Below are 26142 nucleotides of genomic sequence, written 5' to 3'. Positions count from 1 at the left end.
CAACTTACATCGTATGAGTGGGACGGTCGGACTTCAGGGCTCCGGCCAGATGGGTTTCGATTCGACTGCGCGCGGTGTTGTCGCCTTCATTGAATTGCACGCCAACTCCGGCGGCGCGATTGCCCTGGGCCCCTTTGGGGGTGATCCAGGTGACTTTGCCGGCGACCGGAATCTTTTCCGGTTCATCCATCAGGTGCAGCAGCATGAAGACCTCATCGCCCAACTTGTAATTTTTGTTGGTCGGGATAAACAGGCCACCGTTCTTGATGAATGGCATGTAGGCCGCGTAGAGCACGGCCCTGTCCTTGATGGTCAAGGACAAAATGCCATTTCGCGGCCCCGGACTGATGGGTTCGTTCATGCTGACCTCCACTGTCTGATGATCAGAGTCTAGTGTCAGACGGTCACTTCTGGGTAGGCAAAGATACCCATTGCACTAACAGTGCCTCCAGCAACAATGCCGGATTGAGGTTGGCTTTACTCATCACTTTCTGGCGCTGGGCGAGGATCCAGTCCTGGATATTCAGGACTTTGTTCTGAGCGGATTTCTGCGCCAGGTATTGAATCACCTTGCGCATATCTGCCAGGCCCAGCCCTGCTTCATCCTGAGTCAACTGATAACGCAGGATCAGGCTCGACCAGTCGCAGAACCAATCGAACAGCAGCAACATGGGAATGGTCTTCCACTCCTCAGCCAACTGGGTCGGCGACTGCTGTTGTTTGAGCAACTTTTTCACGCCCTCGACCACCAGAGCCCGCTGCTCGCGTACGCCCTGTGCCTGCAATTTGACCGCGGCCAATGGCGAACCGGCAGCGAGGGTCAACAGTTCAATGCGCTCTTCTTCCGAACAGTCCGGCAACGCGCTGGCCAGCCAGGCCAGACTCATGGCTTCGCTTGGCAACGGACAAGCCTGCTGCACGCAACGGCTCTTGATGGTCGGCAGCAGACGGCTGGTCTGGTGACTGACCAACAGCAAAACGGTATCGCCGGACGGCTCTTCAAGACTTTTCAGCAAGGCGTTGGCGGCGTTGATGTTCATCGCCTCGACCGGCTCGATCAGCACCACTTTGCGCCCGCCCATCTGCGCAGTCTGAACCACGAAGCTGACCAGATCACGTACCTGATCGACCTTGATCGCCTTGTCTGCTTCTTCCGGCTCCAGGATGTAGTTGTCGGGATGACTGCCGGCCTTCAGCAACAAGCAGGATTTGCACTCACCGCAAGCGCCTTCGGCGGTCGGGCGCTGGCACAACAAACGAGCCATCAGACGCTCGGCCAGCGCGCGCTTGCCGATCCCGGCCGGGCCATGCAGCAAATAGGCATGGGCGTGCTGGGCACGTCCGGCCAGTTGCTGCCAAAGACTGTCCTGCCACGGATAGGCTTCAGCCACGAGTCAGCTCCAGCAGACGTGGTAGCAAGGCATCCAGAGACTGCTGAACCTGCGCCAGCGGTTGGGCGGCATCCACCAGGACATAACGCGCAGAATCCGCTTTGGCACGCTCCAGGAAGGCAGTGCGCACCGCCTCGAAAAACGCTCGGCCTTCGAGTTCGAAGCGATCCAGGCGACCACGGGCGCTGGCGCGGGCGAGGCCCACTTCTACCGGCAGATCGAAGATCAGCGTCAAGTCCGGGCGCAGATCGCCCTGCACGAATGTTTCGAGGGTCGCGATGCGCTCCAGCGACAAACCACGACCACCGCCCTGGTAGGCATAGGTCGAATCGGTAAAGCGATCGCACAGGACCACCGCGCCACGGGCCAGCGCCGGGCGGATCACCTCGGCCAGATGCTGGGCTCGCGCGGCGAACACCAACAGCAGCTCGGTGTCGGGGTTCATGACCTCATCGACCGGCGCCAACAGCACGTCACGAATCCGCTCAGCCAGGGGCGTGCCCCCGGGCTCCCGGGTCAACACTACCTCGATCCCGGCGGCGCGCAGACGCTCGGCCAGGTATTCGCGATTGGTGCTCTTGCCGGCACCTTCCGGGCCTTCCAGGGTAATAAACAAGCCAGTCACAGGCAGTCCTTAATCAGAGTCATTGCGGGCTTTGCGGCGCGAGCGCATCCGCTTCGGGTGCTGGCGCAGGTTCTTGTGCAGGCTCTTGTGCAGAGCTTTGCTCAGAGACTTGCGGCGTTACCGGCGGCAGGTCTTCGGGCGCGATATTGGGCGAAGCCGCCGGGATTGGCGCCTCAGCCTCCTCGGTCGGCGGTGTAACAGTCGGCGCAGGGCTGGACCGGTAATCGGCACGTCGATTGATCTGGTACTCGCGCACCGCATTATTGTGGGCATCCAGATCATCGGAGAACACGTGGCTGCCATCACCGCGCGCGACAAAATACAGGCTGTTGCCGTCGGCCGGATTCAACGCTGCATGGATCGCTTCGCGGCCCACCATCGCAATCGGCGTCGGCGGCAGACCAGCAATCATGTAGGTGTTATAGGGCGTCGGCTCCTTGAGATGAGCGCGGGTCAACTTGCCGTTGTAACGATCACCCAGACCATAAATCACCGTTGGATCGGTCTGCAACAGCATGCCCATTTCCATGCGACGCACGAACACGCCGGCGATCTGCCGGCGCTCATGCGGCACACCGGTTTCCTTTTCCACCAGCGAGGCCATGATCAGCGCCTGATAGGGCTCAGTGTAGGGGACGTCGGCAGAACGCTGGCTCCATTCCTTGGCGAGGACCTCGTCGAGGCGGTCGTAAGCTTTCTTGAGCAGATCAACGTCGGTCATGCCCCGCACGAAACGATAGGTGTCGGGGAAGAATCGTCCTTCCGGAAAAATCCCGCTGTGCCCGAGCTTGTCCATCACTTGGCTGTCGCTCAGACCGTTGAGGGTCTGTTCGAGTTTTTCATCCTTGGCCAGGGCCGCGCGAACCTGATGAAAATTCCAGCCTTCGACCAGCGTCAGGCTGTATTGCACCATTTCCCCGCGCTTCCACAGGTCGATCAGCCCGTTGACTGTCATCCCGGGCACCATGCGGTATTCGCCGCTATGCAGCGGTTGTCTTGCCAGATTGAAGCGCCAATATACGCGCAGCCAGAAAGCGTCTTTGATGACGCCATCGGCTTCAAGTCGCAGCAAAGTGCGGTTTGGCGTAGTGCCTTTGGGCACTTCCAACAGCTCTTCCTGGGCGATGTTCAGCGGTTGTTCCAGCGCCGAATCGATTTTCCAGGCGCAAGCGCCTGCCAACAGCCCCGCCAGAACCAATCCGGTTTCCAGCAGCAGCAAGAATTTACGTCTCACGAATCAAGCATCCAGTAGCGCACGGGCAATGGTTTGGAGTTTACGGGTGAGCGGCCCAACCGGCCAGCTCAGTGCGGCATAGGCGCGCACCGGCCAAACGCCATACACGCTGTTGCAGACAAAGACCTCGTCAGCCCATTGCAGCTGCTCGAGGGTGATATCGGTGATTTGCGTGGGAATCCCCAATGACTTGGCTTGAAACAATAATTCGGCGCGCATCACACCCGCCACGCCGCAGCGTTTGAGATTGGCGGTCACCAGCACGCCATCGCGCACCAGGAACAGATTACTGAACACGCCTTCAATCACCCGCCCGACCTGATCCAGCATCAAGCCTTCGGCATGTTCGCTGTCCTGCCATTCGGAACGGGCGATAACCTGCTCCAGACGATTCAAATGCTTGAGGCCGGCGAGCAATGGCTGTTTGGAAAGCCGTGTCGCACAAGGAAACAGACGAACCCCCTGCTCCGCATAAACAGCCGGATAAGCAGCAGAAGGATTGCCTTGCAGGATGCGTCGAGCCTGAGCCGAGGGATCGGCGGCGTAACCGCGCAGGCTGTCGCCGCGGGTCAGGATGAGTTTGAGCACGCCCTCGCCCAGCGCGGCGGCATAGGCCAGCAACTCTGCGCGGATCAGTTGATGATCGGCGGCAATCGCCAAGCGCGAACACCCCTCCACCAGACGCGACAAATGTCGATCCAGCAGCAGCGGCTGTCCGCCCTTGACCGCAATGGTCTCGAACAGACCATCGCCGTAAGCCAGGCCGCGATCCTTCAGCGACAAAGCGTCAGCCGGTTGACCGTCGACCCAGCTGTCCATCAGTCAGCGAACCGGCGGAACACCAGCGAGCCATTGGTACCGCCAAATCCGAAGGAGTTGGACAGCACCACGTCGATATCCATGCCACGCGCGGTGTGGGGTACGAAGTCGAGGTCGCAGCCTTCGTCCGGCTCATCGAGGTTGATGGTCGGCGGTGCCACCTGGCTGTTGATTGCCAATACGCTGAAAATCGCCTCGACCGCGCCCGCCGCACCCAACAGGTGACCGGTCATGGACTTGGTCGAACTGACCGCCAGCTTGTAGGCGTGATCACCGAACACGGATTTGATCGCACAGGCTTCGGCGAGGTCGCCAGCCGAGGTCGAAGTGCCGTGGGCGTTGATGTACTGAACCTGATCGCTATTGATCTTCGCATCGCGCAAGGCATTGGTAATGCAACGCGCAGCACCCGCCCCATCGGCCGGTGGCGAGGTCATGTGGTAAGCATCGCCACTGGTGCCGAAACCGATCAGCTCGGCGTAGATGGTCGCGCCACGGGCCTTGGCGTGCTCCAGTTCTTCGAGAACCAGTGCGCCGGCGCCGTCGGACAGCACGAAGCCATCACGGCCCTTGTCCCATGGACGACTGGCACGAGTTGGCTCGTCATTGCGGGTCGACAGTGCGCGGGAGGCACCGAAGCCGCCCATACCCAGACCACACGCGGCCATCTCGGCGCCACCAGCGATCATTACGTCGGCTTCGTCGTACATGATGTTGCGTGCCGCCATGCCAATGCAGTGCGTACCGGTGGTACACGCCGTGGCGATGGCGTAGTTAGGTCCCTGTGCGCCCAAGTGGATGGACAGGAAACCGGAAATCATATTGATGATCGAGCCAGGCACGAAAAACGGAGAAATCCGTCGTGGGCCGGAATCATGCAGTGTGCGGCTGGTTTCTTCGATATTGGTCAGACCGCCAATACCCGAACCCATGGCCACGCCGATCCGCTCGCGATTAGCGTCGGTGACCTCAAGACCTGCGTTACGCACGGCTTGAAAACCTGCAGCCAGACCGTATTGAATGAACAGGTCGAGTTTGCGAGCTTCCTTGACCGACAGGTATTCCTCGACATTGAAGCCCTTTACCGAGCCGCCAAAACGGGTGGAATAGGCAGAAAGGTCGGTGTGTTCGATCAGACCAATGCCACTGCGGCCAGCCAGAATGCCCTGCCAGCTGCTCGGCACATCCGTGCCCAGTGGCGACAACATACCCATACCGGTGACTACGACGCGTCTACGCGACACAGCACTCTCCTTTTTTCAAATGACGACTTTGCATCAGGCCTAAAGAAAAAACCGCACGCCATGATGGCAGTGCGGTTTTTCCATGACAGCGAGCGACGACTAAAAACTATTACGCCTGATGGCTGGTAACGTAGTCGATTGCTGCTTGTACAGTAGTGATCTTCTCAGCTTCTTCGTCAGGGATTTCGGTCTCGAATTCCTCTTCCAGAGCCATCACCAGCTCAACAGTGTCAAGGGAGTCGGCACCCAGGTCTTCAACGAAGGAAGCAGTGTTGACCACTTCTTCTTCTTTAACGCCCAGTTGCTCAGCAACGATTTTCTTGACGCGCTCTTCGATGGTGCTCATACCTTGTTTTCACTCCTAATGGACAAATTCAGGCAGCTGGCCGGTGGGTAAGTGTATAGAAAGACTTTTCAGTTTTTCAACTGAAAGCTTCACTCCTCAAACCCGGCGGCCCTCTGTCTATAAATAGAATGCAGCTTTATAACGGATTTTAGACAGCTCGTATGACATTTTTTTGAAGCAACCCGTCACATTTAACTCATGTACATCCCGCCGTTCACCGGGATTGTAGCCCCAGTAACGTAAGCCGCACCGTCCGATGCAAGAAAAGCGACCACAGACGCGATCTCTTGAGCTTGCCCCAGACGACCCAGCGGAATCTGCGTCTGCAAGGCTTCACGCTGCGCCTCGGGCAGTTCACGGGTCATATCGGTGTCGATGAACCCAGGGGCCACCGAGTTTACCGTAATCGAACGCGAACCGACTTCACGCGCCAGTGCACGGCTGAAACCTTCCAGACCGGCCTTGGCGGCAGCGTAGTTTACTTGGCCTGCGTTGCCCATGGCACCCACAACCGAGCCAATACTGATAATTCGTCCCCAACGGGCTTTGGTCATGCCGCGCAAAACGCCCTTGGACAGGCGGAACAGACTGTTCAGATTGGTATCGACGACGTCATGCCATTCGTCATCTTTCATGCGCATCATCAGGTTATCGCGGGTGATACCGGCATTATTGACCAGGATCGCCGGCGCACCGAATTGCTCCTGAATGCTCGCCAGTACGGCCGCTACGGACTCGTCGCTGGTGACATTGAGTTCCAGGCCAGTGCCCTGAACACCATTTTCTTTCAGGGTCGCAGCGATACGCTCGGCCCCCGAAGCGGAAGTCGCGGTGCCGATAACAATGGCACCCTGACGACCCAATTCCAGAGCGATAGCCTGGCCGATACCACGGCTGGCACCGGTGACCAATGCAACTTTACCTTGCAGACTCATGCAAGCTTCTCCTTGTTAAGCCAGCGCTGCGCGGGCGGCAGCGAAAGCGTCTGGGGTATTGAGGTTAGACGTCGACACGCCTTCGGCGCAACGTTTGTTCAAACCGGCGAGTACTTTGCCAGGGCCGCATTCGACCAGTTCGGTCGCGCCCTTGGCAGCCAGCGCCTGGACCGACTCGACCCAGCGTACAGGCTTGTAGAGCTGCTCAAGCAGATCGCGCTTGAGGGTTTCCAGGTCCGCCGGCACGCTAGCGCTGACGTTCTGTACCACCGGGATCTGCGGTGCCTGCCAGTTGATCGCGGCGATCGATTCGGCGAACCGCTCGGCGGCCGGGCGCATCAATTCGCAGTGGGAAGGCACGCTGACTGGCAATGGCATGGCGCGCTTGGCGCCACGTGCCTTGCAGCCTTCGATGGCGCGCTCGACCGCAGCCTTGGCGCCAGCGATGACGACCTGGCCCGGGGAGTTGAAGTTGATCGCGCTCACTACTTCGCCTTGCGCCGCTTCGGCACAGGCTGCCAGTACGTCAGCATCGTCCAGACCGAGAATGGCAGCCATCCCGCCCTGCCCGGCCGGAACGGCCTCTTGCATCAACTGACCGCGACGCTCTACCAGTTTCACTGCGTCGCCCAGGCTCAGACTGCCTGCGGCCACCAGAGCGCTGTATTCGCCCAGGCTGTGACCGGCAACGTAAGCCGGGCGCGCACCGCCTTCAGCCAGCCACAGACGCCACAAGGCGATCGAGGCGGTCAGAATGGCCGGCTGGGTTTTATCGGTTTGATTGAGTTGTTCTTCCGGCCCTTGCTGGGTCAGTGCCCACAGGTCGTAACCCAGAGCTTCGGAAGCTTCTTTGAATGTTTCGAGGACCACCGGATGTTGCGCGCCCAACTCGGCCAGCATGCCGAGGGACTGCGAGCCCTGTCCTGGAAAGACGAATGCGAGGGAAGCAGACATGTAAACAAGCCCCTAATGATCTTGTCGTCGGAGAATGACGTCCCGTTTCTGGAACGCAAGAAAACTCACAGTTGGATGGCCCATTGAACTGGCCGGTCACATTTAAGCATTGTCCGACGAAAACGCCTAAGGCAACAAATCTTCCAGGCGCCCATGAAGCCGCTCCGGCAAGTTTTCCTGGATCTCGATCAACGCGCGTTGAATTGCACTCTGAAAACCCTGCACCCCCGCCGAACCATGGCTTTTCACGACAATTCCCTGCAAACCGAGGAAACTTGCACCGTTATGTCGCGCCGGCGTCAGTTCGGCCTGCAAGCGTTTCATCAGCGGCAGCGCCAGTGCGCCCACCACTTTCGACGCGAAATTTTTCTTGAACAACGCCTCGATGCGCCCGGCAATCATGGTCGCCAGGCCTTCGCTGGACTTGAGCAGGATATTGCCGACAAAGCCGTCACACACCACTACATCCGCCTCGCCACGGTACAAGCCATCACCTTCGACAAACCCGATGTAGTTGATGCCACGAGCACTCTGCAACAAGGTGGCCGCCAGTTTGACCTGCTGATTGCCCTTGATGTCTTCGGTGCCGATGTTCAGCAAGGCGACCCTTGGACGAACGATACCCAGGGTTTCTGCTGCGACCGAGCCCATCACGGCAAATTGCAATAAGTGCTCAGCGCTGCAATCGACGTTGGCACCCAGATCGAGCAACTGACAGTAGCCCTTTTGCGTCGGAATGGCAGCGATCATTGCCGGCCGATCGATGCCGGGCAAGGTCTTGAGCACAAACCGTGACAACGCCATCAGCGCACCGGTGTTACCCGCACTGACGCAGGCCTGGGCCTTGCCATCGCGCAGCAACTCCAGCGCCACGCGCATCGACGAATCGGGCTTGCCGCGCAAGGCCTGGGCAGGCTTTTCGTCCATGGTGATGACTTCGGACGCCGACGCAATCGACAGGCGCGCGCGATCCACAGCCGATTGGCTGGCGAGCAGTTCTTCAAGAAGGGAGGGTTGACCGACGAGGGTCAGGTGCAGCGAGGGTGTAGCAGACAGACAAGCAAGGCTGGCCTGAACAATGCTGCGGGGACCGAAGTCCCCGCCCATTGCGTCAATCGCGATGACTTGAGCAGACAAGGATTACTCGTCAGCGCCCTTGTCGATCACTTTACGACCACGGTATACGCCTTCTGGCGATACGTGGTGACGCAGGTGAACTTCACCGGTGGTTTTTTCTACAGACAGGGTGCTAGCCTCGAGAGCGTCGTGCGAACGACGCATGTCACGGGCGGAGCGGGATTTTTTGTTCTGCTGAACAGCCATAATTGATTAACTCCTAAACGTTTGGGTCACGCTTTAACTGCGCCAATACACTGAACGGGTTGGACCGCGTTACCTCGTCCTCGCTCGGTTCGGGCTCATCGAGACCCGCCGGCTGCTGGCATTCTTCCGGATGATGAGCAGGCACAATGGGCAAGGCGAGCAGAAGCTCCTCCTCGATCAGTGACTGCAGATCCAAAGGATCTTCGCCCAGTTCCAGCACGTCATAACCTTTCGGCAACGACTGGGTATTCGCACCCTCCTTCACCACAGCATAACTGCATTCGCTATGGATCGGCAGGGTGACCAGCTCAAGACAACGCTGGCAAACCATTTTGACTTCGGTGTCGATAAAGCTGTGAATTACCACAGATTTACGTTCATCTCGTTCAAAAACGAATTTAGCCTGCACCGTACCGACAGTATCGGAAAGCGGGTCGCAGAGTCTCTCCAAATCGGCCAGCAGCAGTTCACCTTGAAGGGTGGTGCCACGGTCAGCCAATTTGCGCGGGTCAACGTGAGGTGGAATCGGGTCATTCAACATAGGCGCAGCATTATAGGGATGCCCCCAGCCATGTCAAAGGAAATTCAGCCCTGTCCGTCACTTGAGCCTGCGCTAGAATTCGACCCCTGCCCTTTGGAGATGCGCATGCTGCCTTTATTACTCGCTTCAAGCTCGTCCTATCGCCGGGAACTGCTGGCCCGCTTGCAGTTGCCGTTCACGTGCGGCTCGCCGGATATCGACGAAAGCCATCGTCCGGACGAGTCGGCCGTCGAACTGGTAAAGCGCCTCGCCGAAGAAAAAGCCCGCGCACTTGCAGGCAGTCATCCTGACCATCTGATCATCGGCTCGGATCAGGTCGCGGTACTCGGCGAGCGGATTATCGGCAAACCTCACACCTTCGAAAAGGCCCGCGAACAACTGCTGGCATCCAGCGGCGCCAGCGTGACCTTCCTGACCGGCCTGGCACTGCTCAATAGCCAGACCGGCCACTGCCAGGTCGATTGCGTGCCCTTTACCGTACACATGCGCACACTCGACGCAGCGCGCATCGAACGCTACCTGCGCGCTGAACAGCCCTATGACTGCGCTGGCAGCTTCAAGGCCGAAGGTTTGGGGGTGAGCCTGTTTCAAAGCACCGAAGGCCCTGACGCCACCAGCCTGATCGGTCTGCCGTTGATTCGCCTGATCGATATGCTGCTGGCTGAAGGTGTGCAGATACCTTAAAGGTCAAAAGATCGCAGCCTCGTTTCACTCGACAGCTCCTACAAGGGATACGCATTTCAATGTAGGAGCTGTCGAGTGAAACGAGGCTGCGATCTTTTGACTGTAAAAAAACCGGCAAAAAGCCGGTTTTTTTTATGCAGCAAGAAGATCAGCGCAGCGAAGGACCTTGAAAGCCCATCCACATCGCCAAATGCTCAGCCACGCTGGCGCCGAGCTTTTTCGAGAAGCGATCGAACGGCGATTCCTCAACCGTGAAATCCACCAGCTCTTTCTCGCCGATCACATCACGGGCAACGGAACTCGCATTACCCAGACCATCGATCAAGCCCAGCGACAGGGCCTGCTCGCCGGACCAGACCAGCCCGGAGAACAACTCTGGATGCTCTTTGTCCTTCAGACGATCACCCCGACCCTTCTTGACGCTGCTGATGAACTGCTGATGAGTGGTATCGAGCACGCTCTGCCAGAACTGGGTTTCCGCAGGTTTCTGCGGCTGGAACGGATCGAGGAAAGATTTGTGCTCGCCGGAGGTGTAGGTACGACGCTCTACACCCAACTTTTCCATGGTTCCGACAAAACCGTAACCGGCCGCTGTGACACCGATGGAACCCACCAGGCTCGCCTTGTCGGCGTAGATCTGATCCGCGGCGCTAGCGATGTAATAGGCACCCGAAGCGCCCAGATCCGAGATCACTGCATAAACTTTGGTATCCGGATGCAGGCCGCGCAAACGACGGATCTCGTCGTAAACATAACCCGACTGCACCGGACTGCCGCCCGGGCTGTTGATCCGCAGAATCACACCTTTGACCTTCTTGTCCTCGAAGGCTGCACGCAGACTGCCGACGATATTGTCGGCACTCGCCGGCTCTTTGTCGGCAATCATGCCCGTTACATCGATCAGCGCCGTGTAGCCGGAGCCAAGGCTCGCGCCTTTCTCCATGCCTACCAACGGCGATAACAAAAACAACGCGCCGAGCAGGTACAGAAAGGTCAGCGACTTGAAGAAAATTCCCCAGCGACGGGACCGGCGCTGTTCCTGTACGCCAGCCAGCAAGGTTTTTTCCAGCAGCTTCCAGCTTTTCTCGTCAGCGCTTTCCGCACTCGTCTTGGCGGGTGCTTTCCATTCGTCGGCCATGCCATGTACCCCAGCAAAAAAACCAATTAAACCCGCTGATTCAGCCAGGCGTGCAACTCTGAAAAACGATCTATGGCCAGTCTCGGCTCAAATAGCTTCAATGCGTCGATCGATTGAGCGCCATAGCTGACCGCCACCGAATCCATGCCCGCATTGCGCGCCATCTGCAGGTCGAACGACGAATCGCCGACCATCAGCGCCTGCTCCGGGCGAACCTCGCAATGGGCGAGAATCTGCTCGAGCATCAGCGGATGGGGCTTGCTGGCGGTTTCGTCAGCAGCACGGGTGATATCGAAATAATCTTCCCAGCCGTGAGACTTCAGCACCCGATCCAGCCCGCGACGAGCCTTGCCGGTCGCTACTGCCAGATGATACCCCTCGACACGAAACGCTTCGAGCGACTCGATAACACCATCAAACAGCGGGGAAGGCACGGCCTCCGCCGCAATATAGTGATCGGCATAGTGCTGACGGAATGCCACCAGCTCGGCGTCGCCAATCTCGGGATACAGGGTGCGAATCGCTTCCGGCATGCCCAGACCGATAATGCCTTTGACGGCAAAATCATCGCGCAACTGAAAACCGGACCGCTCGGATGCGACATGCATCGCCTCGACAATCCGACCAATGGAGTCAGCGAGCGTGCCGTCCCAATCGAAAATCAGCAGCTTGTAATCAGTAGGGTGCACTCAAGCGCTCCACGGTTTTGGCCCACATCTCGTCGACCGGCGCCTGCAACTTGAGCTCGCCACCATCAGGCAGCGGCACAGTCAGCATGTAGGCGTGAAGAAACAGACGTTTGCCGCCCAGATCACGAATCTCTTTGCTGAAACCCTCATCGCCGTACTTGGTATCACCCGCAATGCAATGTCCCGCATGCAGAGTATGGACGCGAATCTGGTGAGTGCGACCCGTGATCGGCTTGGCTTCGATCAGGGTAGCGAAGTCGCCAAAACGACGCAGGACCTTGAACACGGTCACAGACTCCTTGCCCTCCTCCTCGTCCACCTCGACCATGCGCTCGCCGGAGCGCAGATTGCTCTTGCCCAGCGACGCACGGACTTGCTTGATCGAGGATGCCCAGTTGCCGCGCACCAGCGCCATATAGCGCTTATCGACGCCATCGCCGCGCAATGCCGTGTGCAAGTGGCGCAACATGCTGCGCTTTTTGGCAATCATCAGCAGGCCGGAGGTATCACGATCGAGACGATGAACCAGCTCGAGCTCTTTGCAATCCGGACGTAACTGACGAAAGGCTTCAATCACGCCGAAGGTCAAGCCACTGCCACCATGGACCGCAATGCCGCAAGGCTTGTTAACCACAATCAGCGCCTTGTCTTCGTAGACAATCGAGGCCTCGAGCCGCTGCAACAGACCCTGGGCCAATGGCACAGGCTCATCGCGCTCAGGCACGCGAACCGGCGGCACGCGCACGATATCGCCCGCCTGCAGCTTGTATTCGGGCTTGATCCGACCTTTGTTCACCCGCACTTCGCCCTTGCGCAAAATGCGGTAAATCAAGGTCTTGGGCACGCCTTTGAGCCGAGCGAGAAGGAAGTTGTCAATACGTTGGCCGGCATATTCCGGCGAGACCTCCAGCAGTTGTACGGCTGGGGTCGAAGGGGCAGTAGTCGTCATGGCGCGGATGATAACAATTTTTTATGGAATTGAAGCACTTAATCATTGCTGCTATAGTCGCGAACGCCGCCAAAAGTGGCCTGGACAGCGGACTAACGGTCAAAAACCGGCCCTGACCAACGCAATTCACGAGGACGAGAGGCCGTCCTACGGGGCTTTCGCTACGTAACGGCAGAGTTTGCAGTTGTAACGAGCGCAGGTGACATAAGGCCTGAATCATGCCGCAAAGCAGAGTTTTCACTCGCCTTCCGAGCAAATATTCACGGCCAGTTCACAAAGTGCAGTCAGCTGCGAACGACCCCGAGCGAACGCTTCGGAAACACCGCCTAAATTAGCCATGATGCGTGACCTCCCCTTTCGGAGCTCACGGTAAATGCCAACCCGCTGCGGATTCTGCGCGCGGCAGCACCCGAATTATCAGGGATACGTGTAGGGTGGAGATGCACAACCGCTGGACTGTGTAGCAATAGGCTTTATCAAGACGCTTCATCTCGTCCACAGCCGCCGGTTGATTCCTCCTCCTGACTGAGTGCTTAAGTAGCCACAGCAAGCAGGACGCGTACGTCGCAACACCGGCCCAATTGGCCGGGGTTCGCTAGACACTGGAGTGGCCAACCACTCCTGACGCACCTGACACCGACCGTGAGAAGTCGTGTGTGCCGAACGCCGTTTCCGGCAGCCCGGAAACCGACGGTACTACATGAAAAGAATGCTGATTAACGCAACTCAACCCGAAGAGTTGCGTGTTGCACTGGTAGATGGCCAGCGCCTCTACGACCTGGACATCGAATCCGGTGCACGCGAGCAGAAGAAGGCCAACATCTATAAAGGCCGGATTACTCGCATCGAACCAAGCCTTGAGGCTGCCTTTGTCGATTTCGGCTCTGAGCGCCACGGCTTCCTGCCCCTCAAAGAAATCTCCCGCGAATACTTCAAGAAAGCCCCCGAAGGCCGCGTCAACATCAAGGACGTCCTGAGCGAAGGCCAGGAAGTCATCGTTCAGGTCGAAAAAGAAGAACGTGGCAACAAGGGCGCCGCCCTGACCACTTTCATCAGCCTGGCCGGTCGTTACCTGGTGCTGATGCCGAACAACCCGCGTGCCGGCGGTATCTCCCGTCGCATCGAAGGTGAAGAGCGCAACGAACTGCGTGAAGCCCTGAACGGTCTGGTTGCCCCGGCCGACATGGGTCTGATCGTTCGCACTGCCGGCCTTGGCCGCAGCAGCGAAGAAATGCAGTGGGACCTCGATTACCTGCTGCAACTCTGGACCGCCATCAAAGAAGCTTCGCTGGATCGTTCCGCGCCGTTCCTGATCTATCAGGAAAGCAACGTGATCATCCGCGCCATCCGCGATTACCTGCGCCAGGACATCGGCGAAGTGCTGATCGACAGCGTTGAAGCCCAGGACGAAGCCCTGACCTTCATTCGCCAGGTGATGCCGCAGTACGCCAGCAAGATCAAGCTGTACGAAGACAGCGTTCCGCTGTTCAACCGTTTCCAGATTGAAAGCCAGATCGAAACCGCCTTCCAGCGCGTTGTCGAACTGCCTTCCGGCGGCTCTATCGTTATCGATCCGACCGAAGCCCTGGTGTCCATCGACATCAACTCGGCGCGCGCCACCAAAGGCAGCGACATCGAAGAAACCGCACTGCAGACCAACCTTGAAGCCGCCGAAGAAATCGCCCGTCAGTTGCGCTTGCGCGACATCGGCGGTCTGATCGTCATCGACTTCATCGACATGACCCCTGCCAAGAACCAGCGCGCCGTGGAAGAGAAAGTCCGCGAATGCCTGGAAGCCGACCGCGCTCGCGTGCAAGTCGGTCGCATCTCGCGCTTCGGTCTGCTGGAAATGTCCCGTCAGCGCCTGCGTCCATCGCTTGGCGAAAGCAGCGGCATCGTCTGCCCGCGTTGCAACGGCACCGGCATCATCCGTGACGTTGAATCGCTGTCGCTGGCGATCCTGCGCCTGATCGAAGAAGAAGCCCTGAAAGACCGCACCGCCGAAGTTCGCGCCCAAGTGCCGATTCCGGTTGCAGCTTTCCTGCTCAACGAAAAACGCAACTCGATCACCAAGATCGAACTGCGCACCCGTGCCCGCATCGTCATTCTGCCGAACGATCACCTCGAAACGCCGCACTTCGAAGTTCAGCGTCTGCGCGATGACAGCCCGGAAGCCAGCATCAACCAGTCCAGCTACGAAATCGCCGCTGCTGCTGCCGAAGTCGAAGAAGTCCAGCCAGCCGCCGCGACCCGCACCCTGGTTCGCCAGGAAGCCGCGGTCAAGACCGCTCCGGCCCGCGCCAATGCTCCGGTTCCGACCGAAGTTGCCGCTGCTCCGATGGCTGCACCAGCCGCCGTAGCGCCAGAGCCAAGCCTGTTCAAAGGCCTGGTGAAGTCGCTGGTCAGCCTGTTCGCCACCAAGGAAGAGCCTGCTGCGCCGGTTGTGGTTGAAAAGCCAGCCACCGAACGCCCTGCTCGCAACGAAGAGCGCCGTAACGGCCGTCAGCAGAGCCGCAACCGTAACGGTCGCCGCGATGAAGAGCGCAAGCCTCGTGAGGAACGTGCACCGCGTGAAGAACGCGCACCACGTGAGCCCCGTGAAGCCCGCGAAGAAGCTCCAGCCGTTGCCCAGGAACGCGCTCCGCGTGAAGAGCGCGCCCCACGCGCCCCTCGTGAAGAACGTGCACCGCGCGCCCCGCGTGAAGATCGCAAGCCACGTGGCGAGCGTGAAGAACGTCCGGTTCGTGAACTGCGCGAGCCTCTGGATGCCGCTCCGGCCGCCGCTGCCAGCGCTGAAGAGCGCCCGGCCCGTCAGCCACGTGAAGAACGCGCTCCACGCCCACCGCGTGAAGAACGTCAGCCACGTACCGAGCAAGCCGCTGCTGCCGTTGCTGAAGAAGAGTTGACTACCAACGAAGAGCAACTGCAGGAAGACGGCCAGGAACACGCCGAAGGCGATCGTCCTCGCCGCCGTTCCCGTGGCCAGCGTCGTCGCAGCAACCGTCGTGAACGTCAACGCGATGCGAACGGCAACGTGATCGAAGGTTCGGAAGAGTCCGAGTCGGCTGAAAACGCCGAAGCGCCAAGCGCTGCCGATCTGGCTGCTGGCCTGGCTGTTACCGCAGCCGTTGCCAGTTCTGTGATCAGCGCACCTGCTGAAGCACAAGCCAATGAGCAAGCTGAACGCGCCACTGCCGCCACGCAGGAAACCGCTCCGGTTGAAGCGCCAGTCGTTGAAGCGACCACGCCGGTAGAAGTCACTGCCTCTCCGGAAATCGAAGTGGCACCGGTTCGTGAAGCACAGCTTCGTGAAGCCCAGCCTGAAGTTGAAGCTGCGGCTGAACCGGCCGTTGCTGCCGAGCTTGCTGCTTCCGCTGAGCCTGTGGTTGAAGCGCCAGCTGAACCGGTACGTGAAGTTCGCGAAGAACAAACCGCGTTCAACTGGGTTGCCGAGCCACCCGTAGCTGCCGAAGCTCCAGCGCCAGCCGCTGAAGCCCCGGTTGCTGAAGCGATGGTCTCCGAGCCAGTGGTTGCTGCTGCCGAGCCTGCTCCAGCGGTTGTTGAAGCGCCGGTTGTTGCCGAAGAGTCTGCACCGGTGGCCGAGGCCGCCCCTGTCAGCGCTCTGACCCCAAGTGGCCGCGCACCGAACGACCCGCGTGAAGTGCGTCGTCGCAAGCGCGAAGAAGAGCGTCTGCAGAAGGAAGCCGAACTGGCTGCCGCTGCTGCTCCGGCCGCTGCCGAGCCAGCACCGGTTGTTGCTGAAGTCGTCGAGGCTGCCCCTGCCCCGGCCGTTGAAGCCCCTGCCGAGCCGGTTGAATCCGCGATCGACGAAGCACCGCGTTCCGTTCAGGAAGCGGTAGAGCAACACGAGCAAGCCCAGGAAAAAGAGCACGAGCCTAAACCCCTCGCCTGATTCCATTGGCCACTAAAAAGCCCCGCATGGTAAAGCCAGGCGGGGCTTTTTTTATGCCCGTTGTAACGCAGGAAAACCGCGTTACCGTTCATCGCGGGCAAGCCACGCCCCCACAGGTTTTGTGTCGCTCAGGAGAAATTATGCTCGACGCAAAACCTGTGGGAGCGTGGCTTGCCCGCGATGGCGGTGAGTCAGGCGAAGACCAGTCCCTCTGGGGTATCCACATCCCACAACACGCCGGGATCCTCCACCGCCACCTCGACCACCCTCGCCTGTGCGAACAGCAACTTGGCGCCCTGATCACCGGTCAACGCCATCAATCCCGGACCAAAACTTCGCCCGAACCCCACCGGATGCCCATATTGCCCTTCATACACCGGCACGCTGATCGCATCATCGGCAATATTCGCAACAACCTGCTCAATGCTGGACGGCAGGATAAACGGCATATCCCCCAGCACGATCAGCCAGCCACCGAGCTGCGAACACGCCGCCACTCCCGCCGCAATGCTGTCGCCCAGACCGGTCGACTCGATCCGCACAATCTCGCACCCATAGGCCTGAGCCATACGAATCACTTGCGGGCGATCCGCCGTGGTCACCAGCACGCGCTTTTCAAGCGTGGCCGGCAGATTTACCAGCACCTGCTCGATCATCGAATGCACGCTGACGCCGTCACGACCGGTGCAGTCCACCAGCAGCTTGTCCTTATCGTCACCCGCTACTTGTCGGAACCGACTGCCCTGCCCCGCGGCCACTACGATAACGCCGATGGGGTCGCTCATACGCCCTCCTGCAACGGCTTCTTCTGTTTCAGCTCGACGCCGTTCTTGATCGCCACAATTTCGGCCAGCAGCGACAAGGCGATTTCCGCCGGTGTATGGCTGCCGATGTGCAAACCGATCGGGCCGTGCAAGCGCTCGATGGCCTGTTGAGACAAGCCTAGCTGAGCCAGGTTGTCCCGGCGCTTCTGGCTGTTGACCCGCGAACCCAGCGCACCGACATAAAACGCCTTGGAGTCCAGCGCGGTAAGCAGCGCCATGTCATCCAGGCGCGGATCGTGGGTCAGCGCGACAATGGCCGTGCGCTCGTCGGTCTGGATGGTCAGCACCGCTTCATCGGGCATGCCCGGGACGAAGCGACCCTGTTGCTCCTCCCAGCCGTAGACGAACTCGGTGCGCGGATCGCAGATCAGCACTTCGAAATCCAGCAGCCGCGCCATCTCGGCAACGTAGCGCGACAGTTGGCCGGCACCGATCAGCAACAGCCGCCAGCGTGGACCATAAATGGCGCGCAAGGTCTGCCCGTCAAACACCAGCGCATCGGTCTTGCTCGCTTGCTGCAAAACCACTTCACCGGTCGCCAGATTCAGCTCACGCGCAACGATTTCATGCGCCTCGCAGCGTGCCAACAATTCGGCGACCCACACCGGGTCACCGACGCGCTCTTCGGTCAGGCGCAATGTGCCGCCGCACGGCAAACCAAACCGTGCGGCCTCCTCACGGGTGACGCCATAGGTAATCAACTGCACCGGCGGCCCATCGGCCGGGATACGGCCATCGTGCAGCCGGGCAATCAGGTCATCCTCGATGCAGCCACCGGACACCGAGCCAATCACCACACCATCTTCACGCAAGGCCAGCATGGCGCCAGGTGCCCGGGGCGCGGTGCCCCAGGTCTGGACCACGCTGTACAACATCACCCGCTGACCGGCGCGGCGCCATTCCAGCACGCTGCGCAGGACATTCAGATCGACGCTGTCCATCAGGCTTGCGCCTTCTGCCAGCCTTGCAGCTGATAACGTACCGGCAGGTCACGGATGCGCTTGCCGGTGGCGGCGAAGATCGCGTTGCACAGCGCTGGCGCGATCGGCGGCACGCCTGGCTCACCGACCCCGCCCAACGGCACATCGCCCGGTGGCGTGACCAGATGCACGGCGATTTCTTTCGGTGCCAGAGACATGCGCGCCACTTCGTACATGTGGAAATTGTCCTGCTGAACCTTGCCGTCCTTGAAGCTGATTTCCCCCAGCACCGCGTTGCCCAGGCCCATGACGCAGGCACCTTCGAACTGCGAGCGAATCCGCTCGGGGTTGATCTGCGGACCGCAATCCACGGCGATGTCGGCCTTGTGCACGATCAACGTACCATCGTCTTTGACTTCCACCTCGATCACCGCCGCCACATAAGTGACAAAACTATAATGCACCGCCAGGCCCAAGCCTCGGCCCTTGGGCAACTCACGCCCCCAACCGGCCGCTTTGGCGGCGGTTTCCAGCACGATGCGCATCCGAGCGGTATCAATCGGGTAACGCTCGGGGGATTCACCGTAGTTCCACTCCTCGCTCAGAGTGCGCGGATCGATCTGACGGTCCGGGCCGAGCAGTTTGATCTGGTACTTGAGCGGATCCTGACCAGCCTTGTGGGCCAGCTCATCGACAAAGCTCTGAATCGCAAAGCCGTGGGGAATGTTCGACACCGAGCGATACCAGCCGACCCGCGTATGGACCATCGCTTCAGGGTTTTCCAGGCGCACGTTGGGGATCGCGTAAGCCATGTTGGTAAAGCCCATGCCCAGCTCGAAAGCCGCCTCATGGTTCATGCCCGGCGCGAACAGCGCGGTGATGCTTGGCGCCACCGTGCGGTGCAGCCAGCCGGACGGCAGGCCATCCTTGTTCAGGCTGGCTTTCAGGTATTCGGCCGACACGGTGTGGAAATAAGAGTTATGGATGTCGTCTTCACGGGTCCATTGCACCCGTACGGCCTTGCCCGGGAACTCCTTGGCCAGGATCGCCGCTTCAATGACGAAGTCCGGCTTGGACTTGCGGCCAAAACCGCCGCCGAGCAAGGTGACGTTGAGGGTGACATTATCGAATGGAATACCGAGGCGCTCGCCGATCCGTTCACGGGTGACTTGCGGTGCCTGGCTTGGGGCCCAGGCTTCGCACACGCCGTCCTTGAAACGGGCGACGGCGACCATCGGCTCCATGGGCGATTGCGCCAGGTGCGGCAGGTAGTAAGAGGCTTCGAGGGTACTGTCGGCGCTGCTCATGGCCTGGTCGATGCTGCCAGTATTGCGCACCACTTTGCCGGGTTTGAGGGACGCGGCTTCGATTTCCTTGCGGTAGGCGATCGAGTCGTAACTGGCGTTGGGGCCGTCATCCCACTCGATTTTCAGCGCCTCGCGGCCCTTGATCGCCGCCCAGGTATTGCTGGCCACTACGGCCACACCGCCCAGAGGTTGAAACTCGGACGGCAATGGACGGCTTTCGATTTGCAGAACCTTGATCACCCCCGGGACTTTCATCACAGCGCTGGCATCGAAGGATTTGACTTTGCCGCCGTACACCGCTGGACGCGCGATGGTGGCGAAGAGCATGCCGTCGAAATGCACATCGGCGCCATAAACCGCGCGACCATTGACGATGTCCGCACCGTCGATGGCCTTGGTGCCTTCCTTGCCGATATAACGGAATTCCGACGGCTGCTTGAGCCGCAGGCTGTCGCGGGCCGGCACCGCCAGCGCACTGGCCGCGGCGGCCAACGCGCCGTAGCCCAGTTCACGACCGGTCGGTTGGTGTATGACTTTATGCAGTTGCGCACGGCACTCGCTGACCGGCACTTTCCACTGCGCGGCGGCGGCTTGCTCAAGCATGGTCCGCGCGGCAGCACCGCAACGGCGCATCGGCTCGTACCAGTGACGCATGCTGCGCGAACCGTCGGTGTCCTGGTTACCGAAACGCACTTCGTCCCCCGGCGCCTGTTGCACCTTTACCAGCGCCCAGTCGGCGTCCAGTTCATCAGCTACTACCATGGTCAGACTGGTGCGCACGCCCTGGCCCATTTCCGAGCGGTTGCAGACCACGGTCACGCTGCCATCGGCGGCGATGCTGACATAAACCTTGGGATCATCGATCCAGCCGTTGGGCATGCCGTCGGCGCCGAACTTTTTGTCTTTTTCGGCAGCGAGCGCGTCCTGCCAACCCCAACTGGCTGCCAGCACCAGCGCACTGGTGGCGCCCACGCCTTTGAGGAAGCCACGACGGCTGAGGTTGCTCAGCGCAAAGTCATTCGGTAACTGGCTCATGCCTTGGCCTCCTTCAGGTGAGTGGATGCCTGCCGGATGGCAGTCTTGATCCGGTTGTAGGTGCCACAACGGCAAATATTGCCGACCATCGCCTCTTCAATCTGCTCGTCGCTGGGGTTCGGATTGGTTTTCAGCAATGCGGTGGCCGACATGATCTGCCCGCCCTGGCAGTAACCGCACTGAGCCACGGCGCTGTCGAGCCAGGCTTGCTGGACGACTTTGCCAACCGGGTCAGCGTGCAGGTTATCGATGGTGGTGACGTTCTGGCCGACTACCGAGCCAATCGGCATGATGCAACTGCGCGCGGGCGCACCGTCGATATGAATGGTGCAGGCGCCACACAGGCCCATGCCGCAGCCGAATTTGGTGCCGTTGTAACCGGCCACGTCACGGATCGCCCAGAGCAGCGGCATGTCCTCGGTGACATCGAGTTGATGATCTTGACCATTGAGTTTCAGGGTAATCATGGGCACGCCCGCATAGTTATAGAGGTTATGGGGTCGAGCAATCTGCAACGTGGTTCCTTCGCGCAGATCGACTCAGGCTAATAGGCTCTCTTATGCGGACGCGATGTCTGCACCGGGCCTTTGGTGGAGCAAATGCTTGCATCGTTAGGTAGCTAAGTTAACCCAGCATTAACAAAAAAGCCCTGCACACTTGAAGATGTGCAGGGCTTTGGAATCAGCCGTGAAAGCGTAGCCTCAATACCGATTGGGTTCCATTTCCAGGTCGACCTTGAAACGCTCTGATATGTCTTTCTGAATACGCTGCGCCAGGTTCAGCAATTGCAGGCCCGTTGCGGCACCGTAGTTAACCAGCACCAGCGCCTGTAATTTATGGACACCGGCATCACCGTCGCGAAAGCCTTTCCAGCCGGCCCGTTCGATCAGCCAGCCCGCCGCCAGTTTCATTTGCCCGTCGGGCTGCGCATAGGCCACCAGCTCCGGGTATTGCTCCTTGAGTTGCGCCACCAATGTCGCCGGCACCAAGGGGTTCTTGAAGAAGCTGCCGGCATTGCCGAGCACCGCCGGGTCCGGGAGCTTTTCGTTGCGAATGCTGCAAATGGCCTGACTGACGTCTGTAGGCGTCGGGTGATCGATGCCCAGCGACGTCAGGCGCTGGCGAACCGGGCCGTATTCCAGGTGCAGGTGCGCGGTGCGCGTAAGGGTGAAACGCACCCGCAGGATCAACCAGCGCCCCGGTTCCTGTTTGAACAGGCTGTCACGGTAGGCGAAGTTGCATTCGGCCAGCGTGAAGTCCCGCAGTTCGCCGGTCTGACGATCGAGGGCGGTCAGGCCGGCAAAAACGTCTTTTATCTCGACGCCATAAGCGCCGATGTTCTGCATCGGTGCCGCGCCCACGGTGCCGGGAATCAGGCTGAGGTTTTCCAGCCCCGCCAACCCTTGCGCCAGCGTATGTTGCACAAAAGGATGCCAAGGCTCGCCCGCCTCGGCTTCGATCACCACCTGGTTGCCATCATCGGTCAGCAGGCGAATTCCCCGCGTGGCCATGCGCAGCACCAGCGCCTGCACATCAGCGGTCAGCAGCAAATTGCTGCCGCCACCGATCACCAATACGGGCACATCATGCTCCAGCCCATAGGCCAGGGCTTCGCGTACGTCGGCATCGCTATGGGCCTCGGCAAACAGCCGGGCCTGTACATCCACGCCAAAGCTGTTGAACGGCTTGAGCGATACCTGAGCTTGTACCTGCAAACTCATAACCGGCCCTTCAATTCGATTACCAGCAAATCGCTGGCGCGCTCGATCAGGTCCAGTACCTTTTCGAACCCCTGATCACTGTCGTGATAAGGATCCGGCACTTCATCGATTTCCGACTGGAAGCGACGCAGGAACAGGTCCAGTTCGGCCTTGCCCTTGGCCGGTTGCAGGGCCTTGAGATGGCGCAGGTTGCTGTTGTCCATCGCCAGAATCAGGTCGTAGGTGGCGAAATCGGCACGGCTGATTTGCTGCGCGCGCTGGGCGGACAGGTCGTAGCCGCGCAACTTGGCCGCGGCCTGGCTGCGCTTGTCCGGGGCCTTGCCGACGTGCCAGTCGCCGGTGCCGGCGGAAGCCACTTCGACTTGATCGGCCAGCCCCGCCTCACGCAGTTTGTGCCGCAATACGCCTTCAGCCGTGGGGGAACGGCAGATATTGCCAAGGCAGACGAACAGAACCCGCATCAGGCCTCCAGCAAGCGACGAACGCGCTCGAGGTCTTCAATGGTATCGACGCCGGTAGGCGGTGCGATCAGCGCATCGGCCACATGAATCCGCACGCCGTGCCAGAGCGCCCGCAGTTGCTCCAGCGCTTCGGTGTTTTCCAGCCAGCACGGGCCCCAGGTGACGAAGTCATGCAGAAAACCGGCGCGATAGGCATAAATGCCGATGTGACGGCGATAAGGCACACCTTCCGGCAATTGCTCGCGGCTTTTGGCAAACGCGTCGCGCGCCCACGGCAAAGTGGCACGGCTGAACGTCAGCGCCAGGCCATTGAGGTCGCTGACCACCTTGACCACATTGGGGTTGAACAGGGTTTCCACGTCTTCGATCGGCTCGGCCAGGGTGGCCATGCGCGCTTCGGTGTGGGCGGCCAGGTTGGCGGCGACCTGATCGATCACGCTCGGCGGAATCAACGGCTCGTCGCCCTGAACGTTGACCACGATGGCGTCCGGGGCCAGGCCCAGTTTCGCCGCGACTTCAGCCAGTCGGTCGGTGCCGGAATTGTGGTCTTCGCGAGTCAGCACCACCTCGGCACCGAAGCTTTTGCAGGCCTCGACAATGCGCGCATCGTCAGTGGCCACGACCACACGCTGGGCACTGCTTTTGCTCGCCTGTTCCCAGACGTGCTGGATCATCGGCTTGCCGGCGATCAGCAGCAGGGGTTTGCCCGGCAGACGGGTGGAGGCATAGCGCGATGGGATGACGACAGTAAAGGCTGTGGTCATTTATCCAGACGCTCGTCGGTGGTCAGGGTGCGCGCTTCGCTTTCGAGCATCACCGGGATGCCGTCGCGAATCGGGTACGCCAGGCCGGCACCCTTGCTGATCAGCTCGGTTTTGTCGGCGCTGAGCTTGAGCGGACCTTTGCAGACCGGGCAAGCGAGAATATCGAGCAATTTGGTGTCCATGAACATTCCCTGGATAGAAACGGAGTTAAGGCAAAAGACCAGCCGGCAACAGGCGTATCAGCTGCGTATCGAACCAGGCCACGAAGGCCGGCGATGGCGCAGCATCGACCGCCAGGTACCACCAATCGGCGGCGGCGAAGGCACGGCACTTCACCGCGTCCTTTTCCGTCATCACCACGGGCAATGACGGTGTGAAATTCAAGGCCTGCACGCTGTACTCGGCGTGGTCGGCAAATGCATGTGGCACTGGCTGCCAGTGTAGCGTTTCGAGGGTCGTGAAGAAACGCTGGGGATTGCCGATCCCGGCCACGGCGTGAATGGCCTGGCCTGAAGGGAAGTGGTCAAGGGGCCGGCGTTCGCCGCTTTGCAGGTTGACCAGCACGGTGGGTTGCAGCTGGAAGGCAAAACCGTCGATGCGGTCGGCCGTGGCGCCGTTGTAAAGCACCGCATCGACGCTTTGCAGGCGCTCGATCGGTTCGCGCAACGGCCCGGCCGGCAGGCAACGCTGGTTGCCCAGCCCCCTGGCGGCATCGATCAGCACCAGTTCCAGGTGCCGGGCCAGCCGATAATGCTGCATACCGTCGTCGGAGAGGATCAGGTCCAGCGGCTCACTCGCCAGCAAGGCTTGGACCGCGCGGCTGCGATCCGGGTCGATCATCAGCGGCACGCCGGTGCGCTGGACGATCAACAACGGTTCATCACCCGCCACGTCCGCGCCTTGATCCGCCTCGACCCGCCACGGCAAGTGCGCAGGTTTGGCGCCGTAACCACGGCTGACCACACCGACCCGCAGACCGTTGCGCTGGCAGTGCTGAATCATCCACAAAATCAGCGGTGTCTTGCCGGTGCCGCCCACCGTGATGTTGCCGACCACAATCAGCGGCACTGGCGGCTGATAGATCTCGCCTTCACCCGCCAGAAAGCGCTCGCGCTTACCGATGACCACGCGCCGATAGAGCCATTCCAGAGGCTGCAACAGTTTCAACGCCGGATGGCCTTCGTACCACGCAGCGAGCAATCGATCGGACATGGCCATCAGGACGCCGGCGCCGCCTCGACAGTGGTCATGCGCAAGTGACTGAAACCAAGCTTGCCGGCAGCGTCCATCGCGGTGATGACGGACTGATGGGGGGTCTTGCCGTCGGCGCTGATGGACAGTGGCAGGTTGGTATCGCCATTGGATTCTTTCTGCAGCGCTTCCATCAGGCTGGTCAGGTCGTTCTTGGGCAACAACTGGTTGTTGACCGAGAACACACCTTCGGCGCTGATGGCGATATCCAGTTGCTTGGGCTGCTGGTCTTCGGCCGGGGAACCGCTGACTGCTTCGGGCAAGTCGACGCGCAACTGGGTTTCACGGGTGAAGGTAGTGGTCACAACGAAAAACAGCAGCAGGATAAACACCACGTCGATCAACGACGCGAGGTTGATGTCTATCGTTTCCCGCGGTTTACGACGGAATTTCACGCTTTGCCCTCAGCCAGATCCACGTCGCGGTCACCCTGCACTACCTCGACCAGCTTGATCGCTTCCTGCTCCATGCCCACCACCAGTTCATCTATGCGGCGTTGCAGGAAGCGGTGGAAGAACACGGCCGGAATACCGACCATCAGGCCTGCGGCGGTGGTGATCAGCGCTTTGGAAATACCGCCGGCCAGCACTGAGGCGTTGGTGCCCATGCCCGTGCCCATGAATGCACTGAAAATATCGATCATGCCCAGCACCGTCCCCAGCAGACCCAGCAGCGGGGCCATGGCGGCGATGGTGCCGAGGGCGTTGATGTAGCGTTCGAGCTCGTGAATCACCCGCGCAGCGGCTTCTTCGATGCACTCTTTCATGATCTCGCGACCATGCCTGGAGTTCGCCAGACCAGCGGCCAGGATCTCGCCCAACGGAGAGTTGGCGCGCAGTTCCTTGAGCTTTTCTTTATTGAGTTGTTTGTCCTTGATCCAGACCCAGACCTGCCCGAGCAAATACTCCGGGGTCACGCGGCTGGCACGCAGGGTCCACAGACGCTCGGCGACGATCGCCATGGCCGCGATGGAACTCAGAATGATCGGCAGCATCATCCAGCCGCCGGATTTGACCAATTCCCACACAGTGACAGTCCCCTCGAAAAAGTGCGCCACTCTAACATAGGGGGTGG

General features: G+C 60.0%; 28 protein-coding genes. 2 read left to right on the top strand and 26 right to left on the bottom strand.

Going from position 1 to position 26142, the window contains the following annotated elements:
* Positions 1-4: 4 nt before the first annotated feature.
* From NHU87_RS15655 to NHU87_RS15600, 12 genes are all read right to left on the bottom strand, one after another.
* The gene (locus NHU87_RS15655) at positions 5-361 is read right to left on the bottom strand and encodes a PilZ domain-containing protein (protein WP_253550264.1); all 357 of its coding nucleotides are present in this window, start codon (positions 359-361) and stop codon (positions 5-7) included.
* Positions 362-404: 43 nt separating this feature from the next.
* Complete coding sequence (locus NHU87_RS15650; protein ID WP_253550246.1) at positions 405-1391, bottom strand: DNA polymerase III subunit delta'; 987 nt, start codon at positions 1389-1391, stop codon at positions 405-407.
* Positions 1384-2016 (bottom strand): dTMP kinase, encoded by a 633-nt coding sequence (gene tmk, locus NHU87_RS15645; protein WP_253550243.1) that lies wholly within the window; start codon positions 2014-2016, stop codon positions 1384-1386. Before tmk ends, NHU87_RS15650 begins: the two co-directional genes overlap by 8 nt.
* 19 nt (positions 2017-2035) lie before the next feature.
* Entirely contained in the window at positions 2036-3250 is a 1215-nt protein-coding gene (mltG, locus tag NHU87_RS15640) for an endolytic transglycosylase MltG (protein WP_253550240.1), read from the bottom strand.
* 3 nt (positions 3251-3253) lie between these two features.
* Positions 3254-4069 (bottom strand): aminodeoxychorismate lyase, encoded by an 816-nt coding sequence (pabC, locus tag NHU87_RS15635; protein WP_253550237.1) that lies wholly within the window; start codon positions 4067-4069, stop codon positions 3254-3256.
* Entirely contained in the window at positions 4069-5313 is a 1245-nt protein-coding gene (fabF, locus tag NHU87_RS15630) for a beta-ketoacyl-ACP synthase II (protein ID WP_008067780.1), read from the bottom strand. The genes pabC and fabF overlap by 1 nt, the downstream gene beginning before the upstream one ends.
* Positions 5314-5422: 109 nt before the next feature.
* Positions 5423-5659 carry an acyl carrier protein gene (gene acpP, locus NHU87_RS15625; protein WP_003175607.1) on the bottom strand — a complete coding sequence of 79 codons (237 nt, stop codon included), beginning with the start codon at positions 5657-5659 and terminating at the stop codon, positions 5423-5425.
* Between the two features lie 191 nt (positions 5660-5850).
* Complete coding sequence (gene fabG / locus NHU87_RS15620) at positions 5851-6594, bottom strand: 3-oxoacyl-ACP reductase FabG (RefSeq protein WP_253550234.1); 744 nt, start codon at positions 6592-6594, stop codon at positions 5851-5853.
* A 15-nt stretch (positions 6595-6609) separates the two neighbouring features.
* Positions 6610-7548 carry an ACP S-malonyltransferase gene (gene fabD / locus NHU87_RS15615; protein ID WP_253550231.1) on the bottom strand — a complete coding sequence of 313 codons (939 nt, stop codon included), beginning with the start codon at positions 7546-7548 and terminating at the stop codon, positions 6610-6612.
* Between the two features lie 126 nt (positions 7549-7674).
* Positions 7675-8685 carry a phosphate acyltransferase PlsX gene (gene plsX / locus NHU87_RS15610; RefSeq protein ID WP_301271463.1) on the bottom strand — a complete coding sequence of 337 codons (1011 nt, stop codon included), beginning with the start codon at positions 8683-8685 and terminating at the stop codon, positions 7675-7677.
* A gap of 3 nt (positions 8686-8688) precedes the next feature.
* The gene (gene rpmF / locus NHU87_RS15605; protein WP_003179396.1) at positions 8689-8871 is read right to left on the bottom strand and encodes a 50S ribosomal protein L32; all 183 of its coding nucleotides are present in this window, start codon (positions 8869-8871) and stop codon (positions 8689-8691) included.
* Between the two features lie 13 nt (positions 8872-8884).
* Entirely contained in the window at positions 8885-9412 is a 528-nt protein-coding gene (locus tag NHU87_RS15600; protein WP_004371317.1) for a YceD family protein, read from the bottom strand.
* Positions 9413-9517: 105 nt separating this feature from the next.
* On the opposite strand from NHU87_RS15600, the gene NHU87_RS15595 reads away from it, so the two are divergent.
* Positions 9518-10096: a Maf family protein gene (locus NHU87_RS15595; protein ID WP_253550228.1), complete on the top strand. Its 579-nt coding sequence runs from the start codon at positions 9518-9520 to the stop codon at positions 10094-10096.
* A gap of 148 nt (positions 10097-10244) precedes the next feature.
* Here NHU87_RS15595 and sppA read toward each other — a convergent pair whose 3' ends face one another.
* The 3 genes from sppA to rluC are packed head-to-tail and all read right to left on the bottom strand — an operon-like array spanning position 10245 to position 12872.
* Complete coding sequence (gene sppA, locus NHU87_RS15590; RefSeq protein WP_253550225.1) at positions 10245-11234, bottom strand: signal peptide peptidase SppA; 990 nt, start codon at positions 11232-11234, stop codon at positions 10245-10247.
* A 26-nt stretch (positions 11235-11260) separates the two neighbouring features.
* Positions 11261-11923 carry an HAD-IA family hydrolase gene (locus NHU87_RS15585; RefSeq protein WP_253550221.1) on the bottom strand — a complete coding sequence of 221 codons (663 nt, stop codon included), beginning with the start codon at positions 11921-11923 and terminating at the stop codon, positions 11261-11263.
* Positions 11910-12872, bottom strand: a complete 963-nt coding sequence (gene rluC / locus NHU87_RS15580) for a 23S rRNA pseudouridine(955/2504/2580) synthase RluC (protein ID WP_253550219.1) — start codon at positions 12870-12872, stop codon at positions 11910-11912. Before rluC ends, NHU87_RS15585 begins: the two co-directional genes overlap by 14 nt.
* Positions 12873-13572: 700 nt before the next feature.
* On the opposite strand from rluC, the gene rne reads away from it, so the two are divergent.
* The gene (rne, locus tag NHU87_RS15575) at positions 13573-16785 is read left to right on the top strand and encodes a ribonuclease E (protein WP_253550216.1); all 3213 of its coding nucleotides are present in this window, start codon (positions 13573-13575) and stop codon (positions 16783-16785) included.
* 191 nt (positions 16786-16976) lie between these two features.
* Here rne and NHU87_RS15570 read toward each other — a convergent pair whose 3' ends face one another.
* The 11 genes from NHU87_RS15570 to NHU87_RS15520 form a co-directional block, all read right to left on the bottom strand.
* Positions 16977-17570 carry a nucleotidyltransferase family protein gene (locus NHU87_RS15570; RefSeq protein ID WP_253550213.1) on the bottom strand — a complete coding sequence of 198 codons (594 nt, stop codon included), beginning with the start codon at positions 17568-17570 and terminating at the stop codon, positions 16977-16979.
* On the bottom strand, positions 17567-18550 hold the full coding sequence (locus NHU87_RS15565) for an XdhC family protein (RefSeq protein ID WP_253550195.1): 984 nt from the start codon (positions 18548-18550) through the stop codon (positions 17567-17569). Before NHU87_RS15565 ends, NHU87_RS15570 begins: the two co-directional genes overlap by 4 nt.
* The gene (locus tag NHU87_RS15560) at positions 18550-20871 is read right to left on the bottom strand and encodes a xanthine dehydrogenase family protein molybdopterin-binding subunit (RefSeq protein ID WP_253550192.1); all 2322 of its coding nucleotides are present in this window, start codon (positions 20869-20871) and stop codon (positions 18550-18552) included. Before NHU87_RS15560 ends, NHU87_RS15565 begins: the two co-directional genes overlap by 1 nt.
* The gene (locus tag NHU87_RS15555) at positions 20868-21338 is read right to left on the bottom strand and encodes a (2Fe-2S)-binding protein (RefSeq protein WP_253550656.1); all 471 of its coding nucleotides are present in this window, start codon (positions 21336-21338) and stop codon (positions 20868-20870) included. The genes NHU87_RS15560 and NHU87_RS15555 overlap by 4 nt, the downstream gene beginning before the upstream one ends.
* A gap of 234 nt (positions 21339-21572) precedes the next feature.
* Positions 21573-22592, bottom strand: coding sequence for a UDP-N-acetylmuramate dehydrogenase (murB, locus tag NHU87_RS15550; RefSeq protein WP_253550189.1), 1020 nt, complete (start codon positions 22590-22592; stop codon positions 21573-21575).
* Entirely contained in the window at positions 22589-23053 is a 465-nt protein-coding gene (locus NHU87_RS15545; protein WP_253550186.1) for a low molecular weight protein-tyrosine-phosphatase, read from the bottom strand. Before NHU87_RS15545 ends, murB begins: the two co-directional genes overlap by 4 nt.
* Positions 23053-23817: a 3-deoxy-manno-octulosonate cytidylyltransferase gene (kdsB, locus tag NHU87_RS15540; RefSeq protein WP_123494595.1), complete on the bottom strand. Its 765-nt coding sequence runs from the start codon at positions 23815-23817 to the stop codon at positions 23053-23055. Before kdsB ends, NHU87_RS15545 begins: the two co-directional genes overlap by 1 nt.
* The gene (locus NHU87_RS15535; protein ID WP_003179363.1) at positions 23814-23999 is read right to left on the bottom strand and encodes a Trm112 family protein; all 186 of its coding nucleotides are present in this window, start codon (positions 23997-23999) and stop codon (positions 23814-23816) included. The genes kdsB and NHU87_RS15535 overlap by 4 nt, the downstream gene beginning before the upstream one ends.
* Before the next feature lie 25 nt (positions 24000-24024).
* On the bottom strand, positions 24025-25035 hold the full coding sequence (lpxK, locus tag NHU87_RS15530; protein ID WP_253550184.1) for a tetraacyldisaccharide 4'-kinase: 1011 nt from the start codon (positions 25033-25035) through the stop codon (positions 24025-24027).
* Positions 25035-25463 (bottom strand): ExbD/TolR family protein, encoded by a 429-nt coding sequence (locus tag NHU87_RS15525; protein WP_253550181.1) that lies wholly within the window; start codon positions 25461-25463, stop codon positions 25035-25037. The genes lpxK and NHU87_RS15525 overlap by 1 nt, the downstream gene beginning before the upstream one ends.
* Positions 25460-26095: a MotA/TolQ/ExbB proton channel family protein gene (locus NHU87_RS15520; protein WP_253550178.1), complete on the bottom strand. Its 636-nt coding sequence runs from the start codon at positions 26093-26095 to the stop codon at positions 25460-25462. The genes NHU87_RS15525 and NHU87_RS15520 overlap by 4 nt, the downstream gene beginning before the upstream one ends.
* Positions 26096-26142 lie beyond the last annotated feature (47 nt).

The organism is Pseudomonas mandelii (assembly GCF_024138395.1).
Classification (GTDB): Bacteria; Pseudomonadota; Gammaproteobacteria; order Pseudomonadales; family Pseudomonadaceae; genus Aquipseudomonas; species Aquipseudomonas mandelii_E.
The sequence above is the reverse complement of the archived record's forward strand: the minus strand, read 5'-3'. Positions and strand labels throughout refer to the sequence as shown.